This window comes from Gordonia sp. (in: high G+C Gram-positive bacteria), assembly GCF_020438995.1.
In the GTDB taxonomy this organism is placed as follows: Bacteria; Actinomycetota; Actinomycetes; order Mycobacteriales; family Mycobacteriaceae; genus Gordonia.
Genome location: NZ_JAGQTN010000024.1, coordinates 61798 through 86042, shown reverse-complemented (window position 1 = coordinate 86042; position 24245 = coordinate 61798). Strand labels below are relative to the sequence as shown.

Here is a 24245-nt window from a genome sequence, read left to right as displayed (position 1 = left end):
TCAGACCACGTTGCCCTGGTCCATCTCGCGTCCGCCCGCTGCCCGGCGCCGGATCTCCTCGAGCGCATCACCGAGTTCTTCGGCATCGCCTCCGGCCAGACTCTGCGCCAGACTCATCAACGCGGTGACGAATGCCGAGTCCGGATCGGGCAGCGCGGCCGACATGGCGGCGGTCATCTCGGCCAGCGCCTGGAAGGTGACCGTGACCCCGTCCCGGCTCAACGCCGTGCCGTCGGGCGAACGCAGTGCCGCGGCCGCCACCAACGCGGGCAGCGGCTGATCCTCCTGAGCCGACGTACCGGCCGCCGCACGCTCCTCGTCCGTGGCGATCGAGATGTCGCCGACCACGATCTGCGGGTCGGCGCAGATCTCCTCGAGCACGCGAAGATAGCGGCGAGCATGCCGGTCGATCGTCGCCTCGTCGAAAAGATCTGTGGCGTAAACGAACTCACCACGCATCGGGGCGCCGTGATCGGTCACACCGGCATCTCCCGGCAGCAGCGTCAGCTGCAGATCGACCTTGGCCGCGACCAGTTCCTCCGAGAGCGGAGAGATCTCCAGGCCGGCCAGCTCGACCACCGGGAACTCCAGATTCTGGAAGGCGAACATCGCCTGGAACACCGGATTGAACGACGCACTGCGCGCGATGCCGAGTTCGGCCACCACCGACTCGAACGAGACGTCGGTGTGCGCCATGTCGGCAAGATCGTTGCTACGGACCCGTTCGATGAGACCGGAGAACGGTTCGGCCGGATCGATCTCGGTGCGCAGAGCCAGCGTGTTGACGAACATTCCCACGATGTCGTCGAGGGCGGGCATCGAGCGCCCCGCGTACGGGGTCCCGATGACAACGTCGTTACGTCCGCTCAGTCGGGTCAGCAGGATCGCCAGTGCCGCATGGGTGACCATGAACAGGGTCGTGTTGCGCGCGCGAGCGATGCCTTCGAGAGCGTTGACGAGCCGGGCCGGGATCTCGAATCCGACACGCGCACCGCCGAATGTGGGCACGGCCGGACGGGGCCGGTCGCTGGGCAGGTCGAGACGCTCGGGCGCCCCCGCCAGACGGTGCTTCCAGTAGGCCATCTGCCGGTCGCGTTCCGGTACCCCGTCGTCGTCGCGCATGGCCAGACGCTCGGCCTGCCACTGCACGTAGTCGGCGTACTGGACCCGCAGCGGCTGCCATGACGGCGCATGGCCCGCGGCCCGGGCCGAGTACGCGGCCATGAAGTCGCGCGCGAGCGGTCCGAGCGACGAGCCGTCGCCGCCTATGTGATGGATGACGAACACCATCACGTGCTCGGCCGGACCGACACGGAGAAGCGCCAGCCGCATAGGCGGCGCGGTGACCACGTCGAAACCCTTGCCGGTGATCTCGGCGATCGCCGCGTTCAGCGGTCCGCGCACGTCGATCGGGGTGAGTTCGAGTCCTGCCACCACCTCGTCGGCGGGGCGGATCACCTGGGTGGGCATCCCGTCGATCATCGGGTAGCTGGTGCGCAGCACCTCCTGACGGCGGATCAAGTCACCGGCGGCGGCCCGCAGAGCACCGAGATCGAGGTCGCCGACCAGGCGTAGCGCGAACGCGATGTTGTAGGCGGCCGAATCGGGATCGGCCCGGTTGAGCAGCCACATTCCGCGCTGCGCATCCGACACGGGCACGAGCTCGGCCCGCTGCCGGGCGACCAGCGGTGGCATGATGTGGCCCGCGGTCAGCGTTCCGATGGCCTCGGACATGCCGGCAACGCTGGGCGCCTCGAAGAGCGTCTTCACCGGAACCGGACGCCCGATCACATTGGACAGCGCCGCCGCGAGCTTGGTGGCCGACAGTGAGTTGCCGCCGAGTTCGAAGAACCCGTCGTGGACGCTGACCCGCTCAAGTCCGAGCGTCTGCGCGAACACGTCGGCGATGACACTTTCGAGCTGGGTGCGCGGCGCGACGAAGTCGGTCACCCGCGTGAAGTCGGCGGTCGGCAGCTTCGAACGGTCGATCTTGCCGACCGGGGTCAGCGCGAACTCGTCGACCACGACCACCGACTGCGGCACCATGTGCGAAGGCAGCGACTGCGCCGCGAAGTCGATCACGTCGTCGGGGAAGAGCGTGCTGCCCTTGACCGGGGTCACATACGACACCAGGACCGTCGCACCGGCCGGACCGGGCACACCCATGCTCAGCGAGTTGGCCACACCCGGATACGTGTTGAGCACCGCGTCGACCTCGCCCGGTTCCACGCGCATCCCGCGGACCTTCATCTGGAAGTCGCCGCGGCCGTGGTAGACGAGCCTGCCGTCGGCCAGCCGCCGCACCCGGTCGCCGGTCCGGTACATCCGCGTGCCCGACCCGAACGGATCGGCCACGAATCGCTCGGCAGTGAGCTGCATACGATTGAGGTAACCGAGAACCACCTGATCACCGGTCAGATACAGCTCCCCGATCACTCCGGTGGGCGTGGGCCGCAGACCGACATCGAGCACCATCGCACCGATCCCCGCCGGCGCCCGGCCGATCGTCACCTCCTCGGTGGTGGTCATCGGGCCGATGTAGGTGGCGAACACCGTGGCCTCGGTGGGTCCGTAGGCGTTGTAGAAGCGGCGGCCGGCGTCGGTCCAGGTGCGCACCAGATCCGGCGAGCACGGCTCACCGCAACTGACCACGACCTGCACCGAGGGCACCTGCTCCGGCGCCACCGTGGACAGCGCCGACGGTGTCATCACCACATGGGTGGCCTCGTGCGCGGCGATGAGCGCCTCGAGTTCCTGACCGCCGTAGGTGTAGCGGTCGGCGACGACGAACGGCTCGTCGGTGGACAAGGCCATCAGGAGTTCGGCGATCCACACGTCGAAGCTGGTCGACACCACGTGCAGAACACGCGAGGACCGGGTGACGCCGAAGATCTCGACGCACCGTTCGGCCAGGTTCTGCAACCCGCGATTGGGGACGACCGTGGCCTTCGGCGTACCCGTGGACCCGGACGTGTAGATCAGGTAGGCCGGGTCGTCCGGCAGCGGCAGGCGGCGCAACTCCGCGTCGTCGATGGGGGTCTCGCGGTGACCGGCGAGCCTCAGCTCGCACACGCTGTCGTCGAGCACGATCCAGTCGAGCCCGCCGGCACCGGCCGCACCGGTCGCCGTGGTGGTGATACCGATCGCCGACCGCGAGTCCGCGAGCATCGTCTCGCGGCGATCGGCGGGGAACTCGGGGTCGATGCTGACGAACGCGGCACCGGTCTTGATCACTGCCACCGCCGCGATCACCGACAGGTGAGAACGTGGAATCGACAGTGCGACAACATCTCCCGGACCGAGACCGACGGCGAGCAGTTCGCGCGCAAGCTGATTGCTCTGCATGTCGAACAACTCGTTGCTCACGGTGGTGGCACCGGTGACCGCGGACCGCTGCGCATCAGCGGCCGCGAGCGCACCGATCACGAACTCGCGCAACGTGCCCGGTGTGGCCCCGGGCGCATGGCCGGTCAGAGCCGTGATCTCGCCGGCGGGAAGGATATCGATCGAGCCGAGCGGGCGGCCCGGATCGGCGATCATCGCCTCGATCGTCGCTGCCAGGTACGCCGCGATCCGCTCGACCGTCGAACGTTCGAAAAGGTCTGTGGAGTACGAGAATTCGAGCTCGATGCGGTCGCTTTCGGCACCGGCTCCGTCAGTGCCGTCGTCGCGGAACTGAACCGCGGAGACACTCAGGTCGTACTTGGCGGCGGGAACGCGGGCGTCGAGAACCTCGACGCCCTCGGTGCGCAGCGCCCGATGGTGGTCGGTGGTCATCGTGAAGATGGCCTGCACCAACGGGCTATGCGCCAGCGTCCGGTGGGTTGCCACGGCGTCGACCACCTGCTCGAACGGCGCCTGCGAATGCTCCAGCGCCCGCGTGCGCACCCGGCCGGCCTCACGCAGGAAACCGGCCACCGTCTGCCCCGGCCGGACCTGAGTGCGCAGCACAACCGTGTTGACGAACATGCCGATGAGCGCTGCCGTCTCGGGCTCGTCGCGGCCCGCGACAGCGGTGCCGATCGAGATATCGCCACTGTCACCGAGCCGGGAGAACACCGCGGCGAGCGCGGCATGCAGGACCGTGAACGGGGTGACGTCGTGCGCCCGCGCAAGGGCACGCACCCCGGCGGCCGTCGTGCCGTCGAGCACCGTGTCGACGAACGCTCCGACACCGGTGGGGATATGCGGACGGGGATGGTCGGCGGGCAGGCTCAGCAGCTCCGGTGCACCGGCCAGTTCATCGGCCCAGAACACCAGTTCCTTGTTCAGCCTCGATGTCTCGTCGTCGGGTGCTCCGAGGACATCACGCTGCCACAGCGCGTAGTCGGCGTACTGGACGGGCAATGGCAGCCAGAGCGGGACCTGACCCGCCAGCCGGGAGGCGTAGGCGGTCATCAGGTCGGTGATCAGCGGTTCGAGCGACGCGCCGTCACCGGCGATGTGATGCAGCACGATCGCCAGCACATTGTCTGTGACCACACCGGCCTCGACCACCTGGAGGACCAGGAACCGGACCGGGAGTTGGGTGGCGACGTCGAAACCGACCATGACCTCGGTGCTCAACGCGGAATCGAGTTCTGCCGACGACACCTTGCGCACCGACAGCGCCGTCTCCGCGACGGCCGCCTCCACCGGAACGATCTCCTGCAGCGGCTCACCGTCGACGGCGGGGAAACGGGTGCGCAACGACTCGTGCCGGGTGACCACGTCGGTCACCGCCGAACGCATCGCGTCGATGTCGACGTCGGAGCCAAGCCTGACCGCGCCCGGCATGTTGTAGGTGGCCGCGGAAGGATCCATCCGGTTGATGAACCACAGCCGGGTCTGCGGATACGACAGCGGGATCCGCTCGGGGCGCAGGGCCGCACGGAGCGGTGGTCGGTCGTCCGCACGCTCGGCGTTGTCGATGGCTGCTGCGAGCTCGCCGATGTCGACGCTGTCGAACACCTCGTTCAGGGCGACCGCGGAACCGAACTCCTTGCGGACCCGGGCGGCGAGCCTGGCCGCGGTGAGCGAATCGGCACCGAGAGAGAAGATGTTGTCACGCAGGCCTATGCGCTCGACATCGAGGAGTTCGGACAACAATGACACCAGACGGAGCTGGGTGGGTGTCGTCGGCTCCACGAACGGTACCGAGTCGTCGGTGGTGAACATCGGATCCGGCAGCGCGGACCGGTCGAGCTTGCCCGATGAATTGACCGGGAACTCGTCCAGCACGACGACCACCGCGGGCACCATGTAGCGAGGCAGGTGCCGACGGCACCAGCGCAGCAGCGACGCCGACAGATCCTCGTCAACAGTGGTCCACGGATTGGGCCGCACGTACGCGACGAGTGTGGGTGCGCCCAGGTCGGTACGGACCACCACGACAGCGCTGTCGACCCGGCCCTCGCCGAGCAGAGTCGCCTCGATCTCGCCGAGCTCGACCCGCTGGCCACGGATCTTGACCTGGAAGTCGGTGCGGCCCAGGTAGTCCAGATCGCCGTCGGCGTTCCACCGGACCAGATCGCCGGTCCGGTACATCCGCTCACCCGACACGAACGGGTCGGCGACAAACCTGTCGGCCGTGAGCGACTCCTGATTGACGTAGCCGTCGGCCAACTGCGCACCGGCCAGATACAGTTCGCCGGCGACACCGACCGGCACCTGCCGCAGCCGCGCGTCAAGAACGTACGTACGCGTGTTGGGAACCGGGGCACCGATGGGAATGGCGTGCTCGTCACCGTTGACCTCGTACCCGGTCACCTCGACCGAGGCCTCGGTGGGACCGTACAGGTTGATCAGCCGGACATCGGACTCGGCGACCACACGTCGGGCCAGCGGCGCCGGCAGTCCCTCGCCGGAGGTGAAGACCCGGCGCACGCCCGGCGGCAGGATCTGCGTGCCCGGCTCGACGGCGTCGACGAAGACGTCGAGCATCGACGGCACGAAATGGACGTTGGTCACCGACTTGGCGCTGAGCACCGTCCGCAGGTATTCCGGGTCACGGTGGCCGCCCGCGCGGGCGATCACCATCCGAGCACCCACCTGTAGCGGCCAGAAAAGCTCCCACACCGAGACGTCGAAGGTGAACGGGGTCTTGTACAGCACCGAGTCGCCGGCATCGATCGGGTAACGGTCCTGCATCCAGGCGAGCCTGTTGGCCACGCCGGCCACCGGCACCCCGACACCCTTGGGGACACCGGTCGAGCCCGAGGTGAAGATCACGTAGGCGTTCGCTCCGAGCGGCAGCGCGGGCGAGGTGACCTCGACCGGATCGGATCCGTATGCAGCGGGATCGGCCTGCAGGCCGACCTTCGTCAGGTAGTCGGCGTCGATGACCAGAGCGGGCTGCGCGGTCTCCAGGACCAGTGAGCGCCGGCCGTCCGGCGAGGCCGGATCGATCGGCACATAGGCGCCGCCGACGGTGAGGACCGCGTAGATGGCTGCGACCTGCTCGATCCCACGATCGAGGACGACAGCCACCCGGTCGGCGGGCCGGACACCGTCGTCCGCGAGGTGCGCTGCCAGTTCCCGCCGCAGCCCGTCGAACTGCGCATAGGTCCAGTCGTGGGTGTCATCGCTGATCGCGACTCGGTCAGGATGCTCGGCCACCCGCGCCGAGAACAGCCCGAGCAGCCCGTCGGGCGAGAACTGCCGGTCAGTCCACTGCCGCTCGGCACCAGTGGCGAGTTCGGTCAGATCCGCGCTCTCGCCGGGCAGCAGGATGTCGACGTCAATGACGTCGGCGTCCAGGTCATCGAGTAGCCGTCCCACGAACGCCAGGAATCGCCGGTGGTGGGTGCTGATCTCCTCTATCGAATACAGATGCGGGTTGCCGTGCAGGTCGACCACCAGTTCGGCGCCCTTACTCGCCTGGTACAGGTTGATGAGCAGGTCTTCGAGGATCCCTGAGGTGAGAATCCGGTAGTCGACGCTCGCACCCTCGATCTCGATGGGTTCGTCGAAAAAGACCATGTTGATCCGCGGCCCGAATCCCACAGAACTGCCGTCCATGTCGGCGTCCCGTTTGATGTCGTCCGAGCGGTAGCGCTGATGCCGCAGCGCACCCGTCAGCTCCAGTTGAGCTGCGGCGACCAGGTCACGCACGGTTCGCGTACTCACATCCCGGACACGGACCGGGAGGATGTTCGACAGCATTCCACCCGACCGCTTGATCTTGGCTGTCGAGCGTCCGGTGACGGGCAAGCTCATCACGATATCGTCCGCGCCGCTCATCCTCGAGAGGAAGGCGGCGAAAGCCGCAGTCAGCACCACGGCCATAGAGGAGCCGCATTCCTTGGCGACAGTCTCGAGGCGGACCTGCAGGACAGGATCAAGAGCCCCTCCTGCAACCACGTTGTCGAATGACAGCGGTGCGTTGCCGCTGACCCGCGCCAGAGTGACGCGCTCGGGGAGATCCTGCACGCGGCTCAGCCAGTGCTTACGATCCGTTTCCCTGCGGCCGCTGGACTGGTATGCCTTCTCGTACTCAACGATCTCCGCCATGTCGGCAGCGGGCCGGGAGACCGGTTCCTCGCCGCGGCGAAGTGCGTTGTAGCGGTCGACGATGCGCTGTACCACGGTCAGTGCGGCATACCCGTCGACGATGATGTGGTGGCTTCGCTGGTACCAGAAGGTCCGGTCGTCGGCCACACGGATCAGTACGATCACCACGAACTGATCGGAAAGCAGATCGACAGGCTGCCGGTACTCGGTGTTCATCCAGGCGAGCGCGGTGGCCACCGGATCGGCCTCGCCGCGCAGGTCCTTGATCTCGACATGCTGGTCGAAGTCGACATCGACGTACTGCATGGGTACGCCATCGACCTCGGTCAACCGCACGAACGGCGACTCGATCTGCTTACCAACCTCCTCGCAGACCCCAGCGAGGAGGTCCACATCCAGGCCGCCGGGATCGTGGCGGATGTCCAGGTACTGGGCGATGTTGACCGAGTAGTCGGGCGAGAGATTCTCGGCAAACCACATGCCGCGTTGCGCAGGTGTCAGCGGCAGCGTGCCGTTCACCACGTCGCGGTCTCCGTTTGCCCCAGCCATCGGACTCAACCCTCCTCGCTACCTCTCTCCGCCATCACCCGTTGCGGATATCACCCCGCAACGGTGTGCAGGAGGCGCCGCAGACTTCCCTTCGAACCCCGACCCATCGGACAGTGTAGGGGCTGTCTCGCCCGATGACGTCGCCGCATCTCGCCATGCATGTGCATTTCGAGACGGCCGACAAGCACGTTACAACCAGTCACAGACATCGGGCGCATCTGCGGAGCCGCGCCCAGCCCATCGGGCCATTCTGTCATCCACTAGGTGTCCCCGGCACCGAAGTCGGGTACAGGCGACCGCACCCACAGGGCTGACCAGGCCATATTGCCGCCGCCTTCCCTCAGGTTCGGCCGTATGACCGACACGCCACGTCGCCTCGTCCGTCGGTTGTACCGGGACGATCCGGGCATCGTCGCACCGTTACCTGACCGTACCGGCGCGCACCCGGGCCGCGCGCATCTTTCGAGACCGTATGCTCTGAGATGACGGTCATCTCGTCAGATTCTCGTACACACCAGGAGCAGCATGACCCACGCCGACCGGCCAGCTCGCGACCGCGAGGGCGCACTCGCGTCCCCCGGCGGTGGTCGCACTCCGGCCGCCCAGCCCGCACATCGAGCCGATGGCGGCGCACCATCGTCCCCCGGGCTGCGGTACAGGCGTGGCAGCGAGGTTCCGGCAGCGCCCGCCGGCGGCGATGCGCTGGGCCGGCCCGACGCGAACGGTTCGATCGCACCCGGTTCCGGGGCGCTGCCACGCATGCTCGGGCCGACGGGTACCCACGACCCGGACATCACCGACATCCTGCCGGTGGTGCGGGCCGTTCGGCCACCCGCCAGGCACCAGCTTCCGACGCCGGCCGGAACACGTATCGGCGCGCGGCCGGCCTCCGAGGCTCCCCCGGCGATCGAGGCCGTGGGCCTGCGCAAGCTCTTCAAGGACTTCGTCGCCGTCGACGACGTCAGCCTGGTGGTCCCCACCGGCAGCATCCTGGCCCTGCTCGGCCCCAACGGTGCCGGCAAGACCACCACCGTCAACATGCTGTGCACTCTCCTCAAACCCGATGGCGGCCACGCGGTGGTCGCCGGGCACGACATCGGCAAGGAGGCCGCGCAGGTCCGCCGGTCGATTGCGCTGACCGGCCAGTTCGCGTCGCTGGACGAATCGCTCACCGGCCGCGAGAACCTCGTCCTGTTCGGCAGGCTTCTGGGCCTGAAGAAGAAGGAGGCCAAGCTCCGCGCCACTGAACTCCTCGAGCATTTCAACCTGGTGGAAGCGGCCGACAAACGGGTGCGCGACTACTCGGGCGGTATGCGCCGGCGGATCGACATCGCGTGCGGTCTGGTCACCTGGCCGAGTGTGGTGTTCCTGGACGAGCCGACCACGGGCCTCGATCCCCGTAGCCGCCAGGATGTGTGGTCGCTCATCGAGACCCTGCGCGACAACGGCGTCACCACCCTGCTGACGACCCAGTATCTCGAAGAAGCGGACATGCTGGCCGACAACATCGTGGTCATCGACCGCGGCAGGGTGATCGCCCAGGGCACTGCGAACGAGCTCAAGGCTCGCACGGGCAATGCGTACTGTGACGTCACACCCGAGTACGCCACCGAACTGCCACGGCTGCTGGCTACGCTGGCCGATCTGCTCGGACCCGATCACACACAGCCGCCCGGTCTCACCGTGTCGGTACCCGCCCCCGACGGGGCCGATACCCTCGTCGAGGTGGTTCGCCGGACCGCGGATGCCGGGATCCAACTCGCCGACATCACGTTGCGGCGCCCATCACTGGATGAGGTCTTCCTCTATCTCACCGATCCGAACACGGCAGGAAAGGATGCCCCGTGACAGCGGATACGGCCGCCGCCGCCGACGTCGACGCGCGGCTGGTCGGCGTCCGGACGCCACAGATCAGCCCTCTCGGACAGTGGCTGGCCCTGAGCCACCGCGGACTCATCCACGTGATGAAGAACGGCGAGGTGATCTTCGCCATCATCTCCCCGCTCCTGCTGGCCGTGTGCTTCTATGTGCCGCTGCGGCGCCTGATGGATGTCAGCGGCATCAACTACGCGCAGTTCCTGATGCCGATCATCCTGTTGCAGTCGATCGGTTTCACCGGATCGACCGCTGCGATGCGTGTCACGCTCGACATGGATCGTGGCATCTCGACGCGCTTCCGGGCGTTACCCATGCACAAGGCCGTACCGATGCTGGCCAGGGTGTCGACCAATCTGATCCTTCTGGTCCTGTCGATCATTTTCGCAACCGCCATCTGTCTGGTGATCGGCTGGCGGCCGCAAGGCGGTGTGATGGGTCTGGTCCTGCTGTATTCGTTCGCGATGATCGTCGGCATCGTGGTGAGCATGGTGGCCGACGGCATCGGCATGGTCGCGGGAACTCCGCAGGCCACCAGCCAGGTGATCGGTCTGCCACTGATGATCCTGAGCATGTGCTCATCCGGGTTTATTCCGCCCGAGCGCTTTCCCGAGTGGATTCAGCCGTTCGTCCGGAATCAGCCGGTGTCACAGATCACCAACGCGCTGCGCGCACTCGATGAGTACAACCTGAGCTGGTACCACATCGGTCCCGCCATCTGGTGGTGCGTCGGCCTCACGGCCGTTGCGTCGGTCCTGATCGCGATCGGCACGCGGAAGGCGGCGCTCGCACGATGACCTCACACTCTGTGACCCCCACGACCAAACTGCGCTCGCTCACGGCCGCCGAGGTCGGTGCCCCACCCGAGTGGAGCCTGCGCGGCTGGTGGGCACACTCGATGGTGCTCGCGGGACGGCAGTTCCTGATCTGGGCCCGCGAACCGTTCACCACCGTTCAGACCATCCTGATGCCTGCCTTGTCGATGGTGCTGATCAAGGTGGTCCTCGGCGACACCATCGGCCGCGCCACCGGGTTGAACAGCGTGTACGGCTCGGTGCCGATGATCATTCTCGTGGGTTCGATGTTCGGGTCGATGGCCACCGCCCTACGGCTGAACCAGGAAAGCACGGCGGGTCTGCTGAGCAGGCTGTACGTGATGCCGATTCACCGGGGCGCGGACCTGACGGCACGGATCATCGCCGAACTGGTCCGGATCCTGGTGACCACCCTCGTCCTGCTCGGAGTGGGATGTCTGCTCGGGTTCCGATTCGCCGAAGGGACGTGGACTGTCGTCGGCCTCGTCGGTATCGCCGTGCTGTACGGCGTGGCGTTCTCGGTGTTCATCATGGCACTGGCGGTCAACAGCCCCCCGGGCGCCTCAATGGTGCACTACGTCTCGCTGCTGTCCACGGTGCTGATGTTCTTCAATTCGGGATTCACCCCGGTCGACATGTATCCGGACTGGCTGCAGCCGATCGTCGAGTATCAACCGATGTCACCGGCGATCGATGTGATGCGCGGCCTGGCCCTGGGCGATCGTGCCATCGCCCATAAGCTCGTCATCGTGTTCATCTGGTCGGTCTCTTTGATCGTCGTCTTCATCTATCCGGCCATCCGCGGATACCGCAGAGCGGCCACCGCCCGCGGATAGAGCAGGATACCGGGCATATCAGACCGTTCAGTCCCTTGACAAGGTCACCCCGCACCCTTTGCCGCCCGCCGAACTGCGTTACTCTGTGCGGGTGACCTTGCGGCTGAGCCTGGTAATTCCCGTCTACAATGAAGAGCACTACATCGGCGCGTGTCTGGAAGCCGTCACCCGGCAGATCCGGCTGCCCGACGAGGTGATTGTCGTTGACAACGGATCGACCGACGCCTCACGGAGCGTGATCGACGGCTTCGTCGGCCGTCTGCAGATGACCGTCCTGTCCGAATCACGACAGGGCGCTATGTACGCGCGGGACGCCGGATTCGACGCCGCCACCGGCGAGGTCATCGGGCGTATCGACGCCGATACCCTTCTCGACCCGCACTGGTGCGAGCGCGTCGAGCAGTACATCGAGAGCGATCCCGAGCTCGACGCGATCGCCGGCAGCCAGTTCTTCTACGAACTGCCCTGGAAACGTCTGCAGGAACGCCAGCGCACTGCCGCGCTGGATACGTATATGAACACCGAACCGAGCGTCACCGACGCGCTGTCGGGAAACAACATGGCGATCCGGAAGACCGCCTGGGAGAAGGCCAAGCCGCACCTGGTGGGCAGGGCCGACCTACACGAGGACATGGACCTGTCGATGGCGCTCAAGAAGTCGTCGGCCCTGTTGTGGTACGCCCCTCGCGTCTTCGCCGACGTGTCGGCCCGCAGGTTCCGGTCCTCACGCAAGGAACTGCTGCAGTACGGGCGCACCATGATGGACACGGCCGTGGCACACGACGACCAGGAACTCGTCAACGCACTCAAGAAGAACAAGTACGCCATCGGACTGAACTTCGCGATCCTGTGGGCCATCGAGCAGAACTACGACCCGGACAAGGACCGGATCGTGCCGTTCTTCCTCCGCAAGGACAAGAAGGAGCGGGTCTCACCGGTCGCCATTCCCTGATCCTGGAACCCGCAAGGCCACGAATCCGCATCGCCACCCGAATCACCGGACCTACCGGCCTCGGCATTCCCTTAGGATTGACGGATGACGCTTAGCCTGAGCCTGGTCCTGCCGGTATACAACGAAGAGGAGGGCGTGGCCGCCTGCCTTGACTCAGTGGTAGCCCAAACCAGGCCCGTCGATGAGGTGGTCATCGTCGATAACAATTCGACGGACGGTACCCGTGCCATCGTCGACAGCTACGCCGACCGACTTCCCCTCGTCGTGTTGAACGAAGCTCAGCAGGGCCTGATGTACGCCAGGACGACAGGACTCAACGCCGCGACCGGTGATGTCATCGGCCGGACCGACGGCGACGCCATCCTCCCTCCGGAATGGTGTGAGCAGGTCGTGCGGTTCATGGAAGCCAACCCCGAACTCGACGCCCTGACCGGACCGGTCCTGTTCCATGACAACCCCGGCGCCGCCAAGCAAGAACGCAGAATCAAGAAGATGTGGCCAAAACTGCTGGCAGCCCCTCCGGAGAAGGACACGTGGCCGTTGGCAGGCGGAAACAACGTCCTGCGAAAGCGTGCGTGGGAGGCCGTCAAACCACATCTAATCGGGCGGGCGAACCTGCACGAGGACATCGACATCGCCTGTGCAGCAGACAAGGTCGGCCTGAAAATGTGGTACTGCCACACCGTCTATGTGCTGGTGTCGGCGCGCCGCTTCAAGTCGCCGTTTGATGAGATCAAACCCTACATTCAGACCACACTGGACACGATCGAAGCTCACGGACTGAAGGATCGGGCCGAATGGTACAAGGGGCAGATGCCACAGGTCACCAAGAGCTTCCGGCTGCTGTGGCTCATCCAGCACAACTACAACCCCGAGACCAAACGCTTTGTACCGTTCTTCCTCATGCGCAACAAGGAATCACGCGTCTCCCCACTCGCCGACTGATCCGTGGAAGCACGACGCCGCCTCCGTGCATGCATCGAATGCAGATGCGCTGAGGCGGCGTCGGATTCGCCCAATGGCCGATCTACCCCCATGACCGATCTACTCGGTGAAGCTTCCCAGGCCGGCCTGGATCAGTCCGACGGTCCGTTCCTGGTGCTTGGTGAAGTGGAAGTTCTGGAAGTACAGTCGCTCACCACCGAGGAATTGGTGCGGGCTGGCGACCCTCACCTTGAGCGCCACACCCTGCGGTACGTTGTTGGCCACATACGAGAAGCCCGTACGGCCCGGACGGCGCATCGGGTACCCGACATAGCGCGCATCCTTGACGTAACGCCCGGTGGCGGTCGTGATATATACCCGGGGTGCCCGGTAGTTGTTGCCCTTGGTCCACACAGTGATGTTCACGGCGTTGGTGACGGGCCCGTAGTTGTTTCCACCGGGCTGCCAACGCGGATAGGCATCTGCCTGCCCGGCGACGGCTCCCGCCACCCCCGCCGACAGGACGAGCGCCAGCAGCGCCACTGACAGTTTTCTGATCATCATCATTCCTTCCGTATGCCGGGCTCTCAGTACTCTTAGACAGCGTGCCGCGTCGAGTCCCGGCGACTATCGCCATGGTAGCGACTACACCGAGTGGCCATCGGGTCGCCGCAGGCCCCCACTCTCTATCGGTCTGTGCGAGGTCACTTGTTACTTGAGACCGGCGAGGCGGGTCGCAGGTGCGCTCAGATCACGCAGACCAGCAGTTTGCCGATGCTTACACGAACACCTGGGCACTCGTACTAGAATCCGGTGCGCAGCGAATATCACACCAGGTATCCGCATCATTTTGGATGGAGAGAACCCTTGTCACAGCACCCGAGACACCACCACAATCGCGATCCCCTCGGTAATCTCCTGGACCTCTTCGGTTTCTCCTTCGGGAGCGCCACACCCACGCTGACCATCAAACCCGGGATCTAGTCCGGACCCAGGGTTTGACCCCGACGGTGTCGGGAGGCCGGAGCCGTTGATCGATCCGATACTGATGCTATGACCGATCTACGGCTCGATAGGCGCTTTGCCGCCGCACTCACCCCGCTCACAGCCCAGCAGCGGGCCGACCTCGTCGGGACCCTCGGCAGCGCGATGCACGAGGGCCTCGACCCCGACGACGACTTCGTCGCCACAATGGTCGCACTGCGCCGCGGTGAGTGCGGCAGGGACGACCTGCTCGCCAAGTGGCGGCGCGGCAGCTGACGCGCGGCCGTGTTCCGGCAACGCAAGGCCCGTGCCGCGTGGGAGGCCACGTTCATCCCGGGTACCTACATCCTGGCCAACAAGCTCGGTATCACCGATGCCCGGCAATTGCAGCGCGCCGAGTTCGAACTGGCCACCGACGCCGAACTGCGCGTACTCGACGGGTCGACGCGCATCCCCGCGACGTACGATTTCGACCACCTCAAGGCCCTGCATCGGGCACTCGCCGGTGACATCTATCCGTGGGCCGGGCAATGCCGCATCTACGAGCTGGGCCGCGGCAGCGTCTCGTTCGCCCCTACACACGTCATCGACCGCCAGCTGGCCACGATGGCCCGGTTCGTCCGGAAGCAACCTTGGGCGGAGCTGGGGCACGACGAGACCGCGCAGGTGCTTGCGCACGTATACGCGCGGCTCAACTACGCGCACCCGTTCCGCGACTGCAACGGACGCGCCGGCAAACTCCTGGTGCGGCTCCTGGCCCGCGAACACGGCTGGGAGCTCGACTACTCGCGGGTGCCGATCGCCGACTGGATCCACGGTTCGCGGCTGAGTCTGCCCGACCCGAGCGCGGTATCCACCTGGGCCGGGCCGGCAGAGCCCGATCCGGCCTACCTGGTCCCGGCCTTCCACCGCGCACTCATCGAACCGCCCTGGTAACACGGCAAAGCGGCCCACCCCCAACCGGGGACGGGCCGCTTTGTGGCTTTGCGAGGGGCCTACTTGGCCTTCTCCAGCACCTCGACGAGGCGCCAGTGCTTGGTCGCCGACAGCGGACGGGTCTCCATGATCCGCACGCGGTCACCGACGCCGGCATCGCCGTTCTCGTCGTGTGCCTTGACCTTGCTCGTGGTCCGGATGATCTTGCCGTAGAGCGGGTGGCTCTTGCGATCTTCCAGCTCGACCACGATGGTCTTCTGCATCTTGTCGCTGACGACGTAACCGATGCGCTCCTTGCGGCGGTTACGAACCTCAGCAGCCTGGGTTTCGGTCACGTTCTGGTCCTCACTCATGCGTCGTCACCGTCCGGCCCGGCCGCAAGGCCGAGTTCGCGCTCACGCATCACGGTGTAGATCCGGGCGATCTCACGACGCACGGTCCGCAGCCGACGATTGTTGTCGAGCTGGCCGGTGGCCATCTGGAAACGAAGGTTGAACAGCTCTTCCTTCGACTCCTTCAGACGGTCGACCAGATCGGTGTCGGTGAGGTCACGCAGCTCAGCTGCTGCCACTCCCAGTCCCATCAGAACTGCTCCTCTCTGGTGACGATCCTGGTCTTGATGGGGAGCTTGTGCTGCGCGCGACGCAGGGCCTCGCGAGCGATCTCCTCATTGGGGTAGGTCATCTCGAACAGCACCCGACCCGGCTTGACCGGGGCGACCCACCACTCGGGCGAACCCTTACCCGAACCCATGCGGGTTTCGGCCGGCTTCTTGGTGAGCGGGCGGTCCGGGAAGATGTTGATCCAGACCTTGCCGCCACGCTTGATGTGCCGGTTGATGGCGATACGAGCGGACTCGATCTGCCGGTTGGTGATGTAGGCGCCTTCGAGCGCCTGGATGCCGTAGTCACCGAAGGTGACCTTGGTGCCACCCGATGCCTGGCCCTTCAGGCTGGGGTGGTGCTGCTTGCGGTGCTTGACCCGGCGAGGGATCAACATGGGCTAGCCCTCCTGCTTCTCGGTGCCCGCGCCGGCAGGAACCTCGGCCGGAGCCTCGGCGGCGCGACCCGCCTCGGTGCTGGTGGCCGTGGTGCCCGACGAACCGCTGCGACGCGGCCGGCTGGGGCGACGGGGACGACGGTCTTCCGAGGCCGGAGCGGCAGCGGAAAGCTCGCGGCGTCCGCCGACGATGTCGCCCTTGTAGATCCACACCTTCACTCCGATACGGCCGAAGGTGGTCTTGGCCTCGTAGAGTCCGTAGTCGATGTCGGCGCGCAGCGTATGCAGCGGCACGCGTCCCTCGCGGTAGAACTCGCTCCGGCTCATCTCGGCGCCGCCGAGGCGACCCGAGCACTGGACCCGGATGCCCTTGACGTTCGGCTGACGCATCGCCGACTGGATGGCCTTGCGCATCGCGCGACGGAACGCCACACGGTTGCTCAGCTGCTCGGCGACACCCTGGGCCACGAGCTGGGCCTCGGACTCGGCGTTCTTGACCTCGAGGATGTTGAGCTGAACCTGCTTGCCGGTCAGCTTCTCCAGGTCGCCACGGATCCGGTCGGCCTCGGCGCCGCGGCGGCCGATGACGATGCCCGGGCGGGCGGTGTGGATGTCGACGCGGACCCGGTCACGGGTGCGCTCGATCTCCACCTTGGCGATGCCGGCCCGCTCAAGTCCCTGCGAGAGGAGCTTGCGGATGGCGACATCCTCTTTCACGTACTCCGCGTACTGCTTGTCGGCGTACCACCGCGACTTCCAGTCGGTGGTGATGCCCAGACGGAAGCCGTGCGGGTTGATTTTCTGGCCCACTACTAGGCTCCCTTCTTCTTCGGCTGGCGCGAACGGGCGCGGCCCGCGGTTGCCTTCTCCGGCAGCGACTCCACGACCACGGTGATGTGGCTGGTGCGCTTACGGATCCGGAACGCACGACCCTGCGCACGCGGCTGGAACCGCTTGAGCGTCGGGCCCTCGTCGGCGAACGCCGTGTTGACCACGAGGGTCCGGCGGTCGACACCGAGGTTGTTGGTGGCGTTGGCGACGGCACTCGCGAGCACCTTGTACACCGGGTCGGACGCCGACTGCGGGGCGAACCGCAGGATGTCGAGCGCTTCGTCGACGTCCTTTCCGCGGATCAGGTCCAGCACGCGACGAGCCTTCATCGGCGTGACGCGCACGAAGCGCGCCGTCGCCTGGGCGGTCGGGTTTTCAGTCTGTGTGCTCATGGTTACCGGCGCTTCGCTTTCCGGTCATCCTTGATGTGACCCTTGAACGTGCGGGTGGGCGCGAACTCGCCCAGCTTGTGACCGACCATGTTGTCCGAGATGAACACCGGCACGTGCTTGCGACCGTCGTGGACGGCGAAGGTGTGACCGATGAAGTCGGGGATGATGGTCGAGCGGCGCGACCAGGTCTTGATGACCTGCTTGGTGCCCTTTTCGTTCTGGGCGTCCACCTTCGCAAGGAGGTGGTCGTCGACGAACGGGCCCTTCTTGAGGCTGCGTGGCATTCTCTAACTCCCTCCTGTGCTTATCGCTTGTTCTTGCCGGTGCGACGACGCCGGACGATCAGCTTGTCGCTGGCCTTGTTCTTACGGGTACGGCCTTCAGGCTGTCCCCAGGGGCTGACCGGGTGGCGACCACCGGAGGTCTTGCCCTCACCACCGCCGTGCGGGTGGTCGACCGGGTTCATGACCACACCACGGACGGTGGGGCGCTTGCCCTTCCACCGCATGCGGCCGGCCTTGCCCCAGTTGATGTTGGACTGCTCGGCGTTGCCCACCTCGCCGACGGTGGCGCGGCAGCGCACGTCGACACGGCGGATCTCACCGGAAGGCATACGCAGCGTGGCGTAGGGGCCTTCCTTGCCCAGCAGCTGGATCGAGGCACCGGCGCTGCGGGCCATCTTGGCCCCGCCGCCCGGACGCAGCTCGACGGCGTGCACCTGGGTACCGGTGGGGATGTTGCGCAGCGGCAGGTTGTTGCCGGGCTTGATGTCGGCGCCGGGTCCGGATTCGACGACGGCGCCCTGGTTCAGGCCCTTGGGTGCGATGATGTACCGCTTCTCGCCGTCGACGTAGTGCAGCAACGCGATCCGCGCGGTGCGGTTGGGGTCGTACTCGATGTGAGCGACCTTGGCGTTGACGCCGTCCTTGTCGTTACGACGGAAATCGATGACACGGTAGGCGCGCTTGTGGCCGCCACCCTGGTGACGGGTGGTGATGCGACCGTGCGCGTTACGGCCACCGCGGCCGTGCAGCGGGCGGACCAGCGACTTCTCCGGATGGTCACGGGTGACCTCGGCGAAGTCGGAGCCGCTGGCGCCGCGGCGACCGGGGGTTGTCGGCTTGTACTTACGAATAGCCATAGTTAGTTCTCAGTCCCTACTTTCGAAACCCGGTCAGCTGACCGGACCTCCGAAGATCTCGATGGACTTGCTGCCCTCGGCCAGCGTCACGATGGCGCGCTTGGTGTCCTTGCGCTTGCCATAACCGAAGCGGGTGCGCTTGCGCTTGCCCTGACGGTTCAGCGTGTTCACCGAAGACACCTTCACACCGAAGATCTTCTCCACGGCGATCTTGATCTGCGTCTTGTTGGCGTCCGGGTGCACCAGGAAGGTGTACACGTCGTCCTCGATGAGTCCGTAGGACTTCTCCGAGATCACCGGCGCCAGAATGATGTCGCGAGGATCGGCAATGGTAGCCATGCTCACGCCTCCTCTGTCTTGGCGGTCTTCGTGTTCGCGGCGATGAACGCGGTCAGCGTCTCGACGCTGAACACCACGTCGTCGGAATCGAGGACGTCGTAGGTGTTGAGCTGATCGGCGGCGATCGGCAGGACGTTCTGCAGGTTCGCCACGCTCTTCCACGCGGTGAGGTCCTCACGGGCCAGCACCACCAGGAACTTCTTGCGGTCGCTGAGCGACTCCAGGAAGCCGCGCGCCGACTTGGTGGACGGAACCTGCCCGGCGACCAGTTCGGTGACCACGTGGATGCGCTCGTTGCGCGCCCGGTCCGAGAGGGCTCCGCGCAGGGCGGCGGCCTTCATCTTCTTGGGAGTGCGCTGGCTGTAGTCACGCGGCTGCGGGCCGTGTACGGTGCCACCGCCGACGAACTGCGGTGCGCGCGTGGAACCCTGACGTGCCCGGCCGGTGCCCTTCTGGCGGTACGGCTTGGCGCCGCCACCGCTGACCCGGCCACGGGTCTTGGTCGCGTGGGTGCCCTGACGCTTGGCGGCCTGCTGTGCGATGACGACCTGGTGCAGCAACGAGATGTTGGCCGGTGCGTCGAACAGCTCGGCCGGCAGGTCGACGGTGCCGTTGACCGAACCGTCGGCGGCCTTGACCTCGAGCGTGAGCTTGGTTGCGGATTTGGTCAGATCGGTGCTCATTACGCACCACCCTTCACTGCGTCGCGGATCACCACGATGCCGCCCTTACGGCCGGGGATCGCGCCCTTGATCAACAGCAGACCCGCCTCGGCGTCCACCTTGTGGACGGTGAGGTTCTGCGTGGTCACCTTGTCGTTACCCATGCGTCCGGCCATCCGCATGCCCTTGAACACGCGGCCCGGGGTGGCGCAGCCACCGATCGAACCGGGAGCGCGGTGCACGCGGTGCACGCCGTGGCTGGCGCCCAGACCGGCGAAGCCGTGACGCTTCATGACGCCGGCGAAGCCCTTGCCCTTGGAGGTGCCGGTCACATCGACCAGTGCTCCGTCGGCGAAGATATCTGCGGTCAGCTCCTGTCCGACGCTGTACTCGGCCACATCGGCGACGCGGATCTCGGCCAGGTGCCGGCGCGGGGTGACCCCGGCCTTGGCGAACTGACCGGCGACAGGCTTGTTGACCTTGCGCGGATCGATGGCGCCGTAGGCGAGCTGCACGGCGGTGTAGCCGTCCTGCTCGGCGGTGCGCAGCTGGGTGACGACGTTCGGGCCCGCCTGGACGACGGTGACCGGAACGACGCGGTTGTTCTCGTCGAAAACCTGGGTCATGCCGAGCTTGGTGCCCAGGATTCCTTTGGTACTCGCTTGGTTGCTCATGTCTTTTCTCGCCCCCGCCCTACTGGATGTTGACGTCGACGCTGGCCGGAAGGTCGATGCGCATAAGCGCGTCGACGGTCTTCGGCGTCGGGTCGAGGATGTCGATGAGTCGCTTGTGAGTGCGCATCTCGAAGTGTTCGCGGCTGTCCTTGTACTTGTGCGGCGAACGGATGACGCAGTACACATTCTTTTCGGTGGGCAACGGCACCGGGCCGACGACGCGTGCACCCGTACGGGTCACGGTCTCCACGATTTTGCGCGCCGAAGCGTCGATCGCCTCGTGGTCGTAGGCCTTGAGCCTGATGCGGATCTTCTGTCCCGCCACGCTGTGTCCTCTTCCGTCAGTTGTTCTCGACAGACGAACACCGCGTGGCCGCCACAGCCAGGTGCCACCAAAGCACCTGAGACATCGGCGCGTGAGGCCGACGGTCACATGACCACCCGTGTGAGATTCGGGGATCGACGCTGTTCATCTATCGTTGTACGTTGGCTTTCCACTGGAGAAAGCCGGTTGTGCTCCGGCACCCGCGGTCGGGCGTGTCGTGACCGTGAACCTATGAGGGTTGCACGCGGAACACGCCAGACCCCGTGTCGGGAGCCTGGGAGTTATTCACCTGTTCCGGGGCCGCGTTTCACCGCAGCCCCGGGCAAGGCAACCTGACAATTATGCACCATCGGGGGTGCGGTGTTCAAATCAGCGGACCTCGCACCCCCTTCGCGCCTCAACCAGCAGTACGGCTCGGCGCGTCGGCTTCCGTACCGGAGGCCTCGACGGCCGGCGTCTCGATGTCGATGGTCTTGCGCAGCGGCCGGTTCGGGATGAACAGGATCGCGATGATCGCGACCACGGCACAGGCGGCACCGATCTGGAAGATCGTCGCCGTCGCGTCACCGTAGGCGTGCCTGATGACATCGGCGACGGGTTCGGGCAGCGACTTGATGTCGAGATTGCCGCCGCCGGACTGTTTGCTGGTGTCGATGCCGAGCTTGGCCAGTCCGCTCTCGGACAGATCGGCGACGTGGGTCGCCAATACCGAACCGAGCACCGAGACACCGATCGCACCGCCGAAGGTCCGGAAGAAGGCGACATTGGCCGAGGCCGCGCCGATGTCCTGCACGCTGACGGTGTTCTGCACCGCCAGGACCAGGTTCTGCATCAGCGAACCGGTGCCCAGGCCCATGACGAACATGTAGACGCTGATCGCGGCGATCGGTGTGGCGTGGTCGATGGTGCCCAGCAGGGCCAGGCCGATGGTCAACAGGATCGACCCGCCGATGATGAAGGGCTTCCATTTGCCGAAGCGCGTGATCATCAGACCGGAGAACATGGTGCCGGTGAGCATGCCGACGACCATCGGGATGGTCAGCAGTCCGGCCTCGGTGGGGCTGTAGTGCCGCGCGGTCTGGAAGTACTGCCCCAGGAACGTGATGGCACCGAAGAGTGCCAGACCGACCATGACCGAGGCGATGATCGCCAGCGCGGTGGTGCGCTCGGCGATGATCTTGAGCGGGATGACCGGATCCTTGGCCTTGGATTCGACGTACACGGTCAGCCCCAGCAGGGCCAGGCCACCGATCACGTAGTAGGCACTCTCGGGCGAGATCCACTCGTAGTAATCGGCCTTGCCGGCGAACGAGACCCAGATCAGCAGGACGCTGACGCCCGCGGTCATCAGGGTGGCGCCGAGCCAGTCGATGCTGACCTCGGACTTGCGCTGCGTCTCCAGATGCAGGGTGCGCTGCAACAGACCGAGCGCGACGACGGCGAGCGGGATGCAGACGTAGAAGCACCAGCGCCAACCGAGCGGGCTGTCGGCGATGACACCGCCGAGAACCGGACCGCCGGCCATCGCCACGGCCATCACCGCACCCATGTAACCCGAGTACCGGCCGCGTTCGCGCGGCGGGACGATCGAGCCGATGATCGCGACGACCAGCGCGGTCAGACCGCCCATGCCCAGGCCCTGCACGACGCGCCCGACGAGCAACAGTTCCATGTTGTGGGCCGCTCCGGCGAGCGCCGAACCGGCCACGAAGATGATCAACGAGAGCTGAACCAGGAGCTTCTTGTTGAACAGGTCCGACAGCTTGCCCCAGATGGGTGTCGATGCCGCGTTCGCCAGCAGTGCCACGGTGACGACCCAGGCGTACTGGGTCTGGGTCCCCTTGAGGTCACCGACGATGGTCGGCAGCGCGGTCGAGACGATGGTCGTCGACAGCAGGGCCGTGAACAGGCCCGCCAGGAGACCGGTCATCGCCTCCAGCACCTCGCGGTGCGTCATGGCGACGGTCGGCGACGATGCCGTGTCCGCCGCGCTCGTTGGTGCACTCAATTTCCTCATCCTCTACTTCTTCAAATCTTCAGAAAAACTTGTTCGATTGCGCGACCGGGCCGTGCATTACCTGCCGCGCGCCGCTCACTCGGCGATCGCCTGCCGGAGTCTGGCGATCGTCTCGAGCACCTCCCGGGTCTGCTCCTCGGACCAGTCGGCGAACTTGGGCGCGTACTCGTCCACCCGGTGTTCGAGTGCGGTATTCATCCGTTCCCGGCCCGCCTCGCTGATCTGTACGAGACTCACGCGCCCGTCGTCCTCGCACCGGGCGCGTTCGATGAGCCCGTCGGCGGCCAGGACCGCGATCTGCCGGCTGAGTGCGGATTCGCTGATGCACAGCTTCTCGGCGAGCTGGTTCTGCCGCAGCGCACCGTGGACATACAGCGTCCACAGGAGTCCGAGCAGCGGCGCGGGCATGTCGACCCGGGCCGACGTGCGCTGTGCCATCGCGCGTGCTGCGCGCAGCAGCAACGACATCTCGTCGACGAGTTCGACGACCGTCTCGTGTCGCGGCGCCATCGGCAAAGCCTCCTAGATAGTTGATTGACGAAAGTAAACGTTACGCCGCCGGCGGAGCTCCGTCACCATCGTCGTCAAGTGACTTTGGTCCCACCGCCCGTCCCGGCCGCCCCCTCGCCACACCGACCGCCCGCTTGTTCGCGCTGCCGCGAACGCACGACGGGATTACGCTCTTGAGGTGAGGCCCCCACGTCCGGTGTCCAACCACCTCGTCGCCCAGCTCGCCGAGACCCGCTCGGGCAACACCCGCGCCAACGTCCTGGAAGAATTGCGCCGCCTCATCCTGTCCGGGTCAGTGCCGCCCGGCACCCAGATCCCGCCGGCGGAGGTGGCATACGCGTTCGCCGTGAGCGCCATCCCGGTCCGCGAGGCACTCAAGACGCTGATCGGTGAAGGCCTCGTCGACCACCGGCCGCACGGTGGCTACAACGTCAGCCTGCTGTCGGTGGAGGAGTTGCACGAGATCTACTTCGTCCGCGGCGTCCTGGAGGAGGCCGCGCTCGCCCGCGCCGTCGACAAGGCCACCGACGACGACCTCGCCCGCGCCCGCCGGTATCACGAGCAATTGCTGACGGCCACCAAATTCCGTGACCGCAAGTCCTTTCACGACGTCTCGCGCAAATTCCACCGCCAGCTCGTACTGCCGTGCGCGATGCCGCGCCTGCTCAACATGTTCGAATCGACGTGGAATCTCACCGAACCGTTCCAGGTGATGCGATCGGTGTCCGAGGACATTCAGCACACCCTCAACGACGACCACGCGCGGATACTCGACGCGGCGGCCGCCCACGACACCGACACCGTCCTGAATCTCGCCCGGCGCCACCACACCCGGCTTGGCGAGGCGATCGTCACCGCCGAACCCGATCTCACGCTGCGGCCGGATCATTCTGGCCCACAATAGGACTCATCTATCCGGGACCGATCAGCCGCAATGCTCATCAGATCGATCCGGGCCGGAGGAAAAATATATCGGCGAGGTAATCGCCGAGT

23 protein-coding genes are annotated in these 24245 nt (G+C 66.0%); 8 read left to right on the top strand and 15 right to left on the bottom strand.

Going from position 1 to position 24245, the window contains the following annotated elements:
• The gene (locus tag KDB67_RS02210; RefSeq protein ID WP_291011844.1) at positions 1-8040 is read right to left on the bottom strand and encodes a non-ribosomal peptide synthetase; all 8040 of its coding nucleotides are present in this window, start codon (positions 8038-8040) and stop codon (positions 1-3) included.
• A 525-nt stretch (positions 8041-8565) separates the two neighbouring features.
• Here KDB67_RS02210 and KDB67_RS02205 point away from each other — a divergent pair.
• The 5 genes from KDB67_RS02205 (at position 8566) to KDB67_RS02185 (ending at position 13463) form a co-directional block, all read left to right on the top strand.
• Positions 8566-9888 carry an ATP-binding cassette domain-containing protein gene (locus tag KDB67_RS02205; RefSeq protein WP_291011842.1) on the top strand — a complete coding sequence of 441 codons (1323 nt, stop codon included), beginning with the start codon at positions 8566-8568 and terminating at the stop codon, positions 9886-9888.
• Positions 9885-10712 carry an ABC transporter permease gene (locus KDB67_RS02200; protein WP_291011839.1) on the top strand — a complete coding sequence of 276 codons (828 nt, stop codon included), beginning with the start codon at positions 9885-9887 and terminating at the stop codon, positions 10710-10712. Before KDB67_RS02205 ends, KDB67_RS02200 begins: the two co-directional genes overlap by 4 nt.
• The gene (locus KDB67_RS02195) at positions 10709-11566 is read left to right on the top strand and encodes an ABC transporter permease (protein ID WP_291011837.1); all 858 of its coding nucleotides are present in this window, start codon (positions 10709-10711) and stop codon (positions 11564-11566) included. The genes KDB67_RS02200 and KDB67_RS02195 overlap by 4 nt, the downstream gene beginning before the upstream one ends.
• A gap of 91 nt (positions 11567-11657) precedes the next feature.
• Positions 11658-12518: a glycosyltransferase family 2 protein gene (locus tag KDB67_RS02190; protein WP_291011834.1), complete on the top strand. Its 861-nt coding sequence runs from the start codon at positions 11658-11660 to the stop codon at positions 12516-12518.
• A gap of 84 nt (positions 12519-12602) precedes the next feature.
• Positions 12603-13463, top strand: a complete 861-nt coding sequence (locus tag KDB67_RS02185) for a glycosyltransferase family 2 protein (RefSeq protein WP_291011832.1) — start codon at positions 12603-12605, stop codon at positions 13461-13463.
• Positions 13464-13562: 99 nt separating this feature from the next.
• Here KDB67_RS02185 and KDB67_RS02180 read toward each other — a convergent pair whose 3' ends face one another.
• Entirely contained in the window at positions 13563-14003 is a 441-nt protein-coding gene (locus KDB67_RS02180) for a hypothetical protein (protein WP_291011829.1), read from the bottom strand.
• A 492-nt stretch (positions 14004-14495) separates the two neighbouring features.
• Between KDB67_RS02180 and KDB67_RS02175 the strand changes: the two genes are divergently transcribed.
• A complete protein-coding gene (locus KDB67_RS02175; protein ID WP_291011827.1) occupies positions 14496-14702 on the top strand; it encodes a hypothetical protein in 207 nt (68 codons plus the stop codon).
• A gap of 9 nt (positions 14703-14711) precedes the next feature.
• On the top strand, positions 14712-15362 hold the full coding sequence (locus KDB67_RS02170; RefSeq protein ID WP_291011824.1) for a Fic family protein: 651 nt from the start codon (positions 14712-14714) through the stop codon (positions 15360-15362).
• 59 nt (positions 15363-15421) lie between these two features.
• On the opposite strand, the gene rpsQ is transcribed toward KDB67_RS02170, so the two are convergent.
• The 13 genes from rpsQ to KDB67_RS02105 form a co-directional block, all read right to left on the bottom strand.
• Entirely contained in the window at positions 15422-15715 is a 294-nt protein-coding gene (gene rpsQ, locus KDB67_RS02165; RefSeq protein ID WP_291011820.1) for a 30S ribosomal protein S17, read from the bottom strand.
• Positions 15712-15945: a 50S ribosomal protein L29 gene (rpmC, locus tag KDB67_RS02160; RefSeq protein WP_005193589.1), complete on the bottom strand. Its 234-nt coding sequence runs from the start codon at positions 15943-15945 to the stop codon at positions 15712-15714. Before rpmC ends, rpsQ begins: the two co-directional genes overlap by 4 nt.
• Positions 15945-16361 carry a 50S ribosomal protein L16 gene (gene rplP / locus KDB67_RS02155; RefSeq protein WP_005193588.1) on the bottom strand — a complete coding sequence of 139 codons (417 nt, stop codon included), beginning with the start codon at positions 16359-16361 and terminating at the stop codon, positions 15945-15947. Before rplP ends, rpmC begins: the two co-directional genes overlap by 1 nt.
• A gap of 3 nt (positions 16362-16364) precedes the next feature.
• Positions 16365-17171, bottom strand: coding sequence for a 30S ribosomal protein S3 (gene rpsC / locus KDB67_RS02150; protein ID WP_291011816.1), 807 nt, complete (start codon positions 17169-17171; stop codon positions 16365-16367).
• A 2-nt stretch (positions 17172-17173) separates the two neighbouring features.
• Positions 17174-17584 carry a 50S ribosomal protein L22 gene (rplV, locus tag KDB67_RS02145; RefSeq protein WP_291011814.1) on the bottom strand — a complete coding sequence of 137 codons (411 nt, stop codon included), beginning with the start codon at positions 17582-17584 and terminating at the stop codon, positions 17174-17176.
• A 2-nt stretch (positions 17585-17586) separates the two neighbouring features.
• On the bottom strand, positions 17587-17868 hold the full coding sequence (rpsS, locus tag KDB67_RS02140; RefSeq protein WP_005193585.1) for a 30S ribosomal protein S19: 282 nt from the start codon (positions 17866-17868) through the stop codon (positions 17587-17589).
• Positions 17869-17888: 20 nt separating this feature from the next.
• Positions 17889-18725: a 50S ribosomal protein L2 gene (gene rplB, locus KDB67_RS02135; protein WP_291011812.1), complete on the bottom strand. Its 837-nt coding sequence runs from the start codon at positions 18723-18725 to the stop codon at positions 17889-17891.
• Between the two features lie 33 nt (positions 18726-18758).
• Positions 18759-19064: a 50S ribosomal protein L23 gene (gene rplW, locus KDB67_RS02130; RefSeq protein WP_291011810.1), complete on the bottom strand. Its 306-nt coding sequence runs from the start codon at positions 19062-19064 to the stop codon at positions 18759-18761.
• A gap of 2 nt (positions 19065-19066) precedes the next feature.
• A complete protein-coding gene (rplD, locus tag KDB67_RS02125; protein ID WP_291011807.1) occupies positions 19067-19747 on the bottom strand; it encodes a 50S ribosomal protein L4 in 681 nt (226 codons plus the stop codon).
• Positions 19747-20400 (bottom strand): 50S ribosomal protein L3, encoded by a 654-nt coding sequence (gene rplC, locus KDB67_RS02120; RefSeq protein WP_291011804.1) that lies wholly within the window; start codon positions 20398-20400, stop codon positions 19747-19749. The genes rplD and rplC overlap by 1 nt, the downstream gene beginning before the upstream one ends.
• A 19-nt stretch (positions 20401-20419) precedes the next feature.
• Positions 20420-20725, bottom strand: coding sequence for a 30S ribosomal protein S10 (gene rpsJ, locus KDB67_RS02115; RefSeq protein ID WP_003938093.1), 306 nt, complete (start codon positions 20723-20725; stop codon positions 20420-20422).
• Between the two features lie 397 nt (positions 20726-21122).
• Positions 21123-22733: an MDR family MFS transporter gene (locus KDB67_RS02110; RefSeq protein WP_291011802.1), complete on the bottom strand. Its 1611-nt coding sequence runs from the start codon at positions 22731-22733 to the stop codon at positions 21123-21125.
• An 84-nt stretch (positions 22734-22817) separates the two neighbouring features.
• Entirely contained in the window at positions 22818-23252 is a 435-nt protein-coding gene (locus KDB67_RS02105) for a MarR family transcriptional regulator (protein WP_291011799.1), read from the bottom strand.
• A 196-nt stretch (positions 23253-23448) separates the two neighbouring features.
• Here KDB67_RS02105 and KDB67_RS02100 point away from each other — a divergent pair, with 196 nt between their 5' ends.
• A complete protein-coding gene (locus tag KDB67_RS02100; RefSeq protein ID WP_291011859.1) occupies positions 23449-24156 on the top strand; it encodes a GntR family transcriptional regulator in 708 nt (235 codons plus the stop codon).
• The last annotated feature ends 89 nt before the right edge of the window (positions 24157-24245 follow it).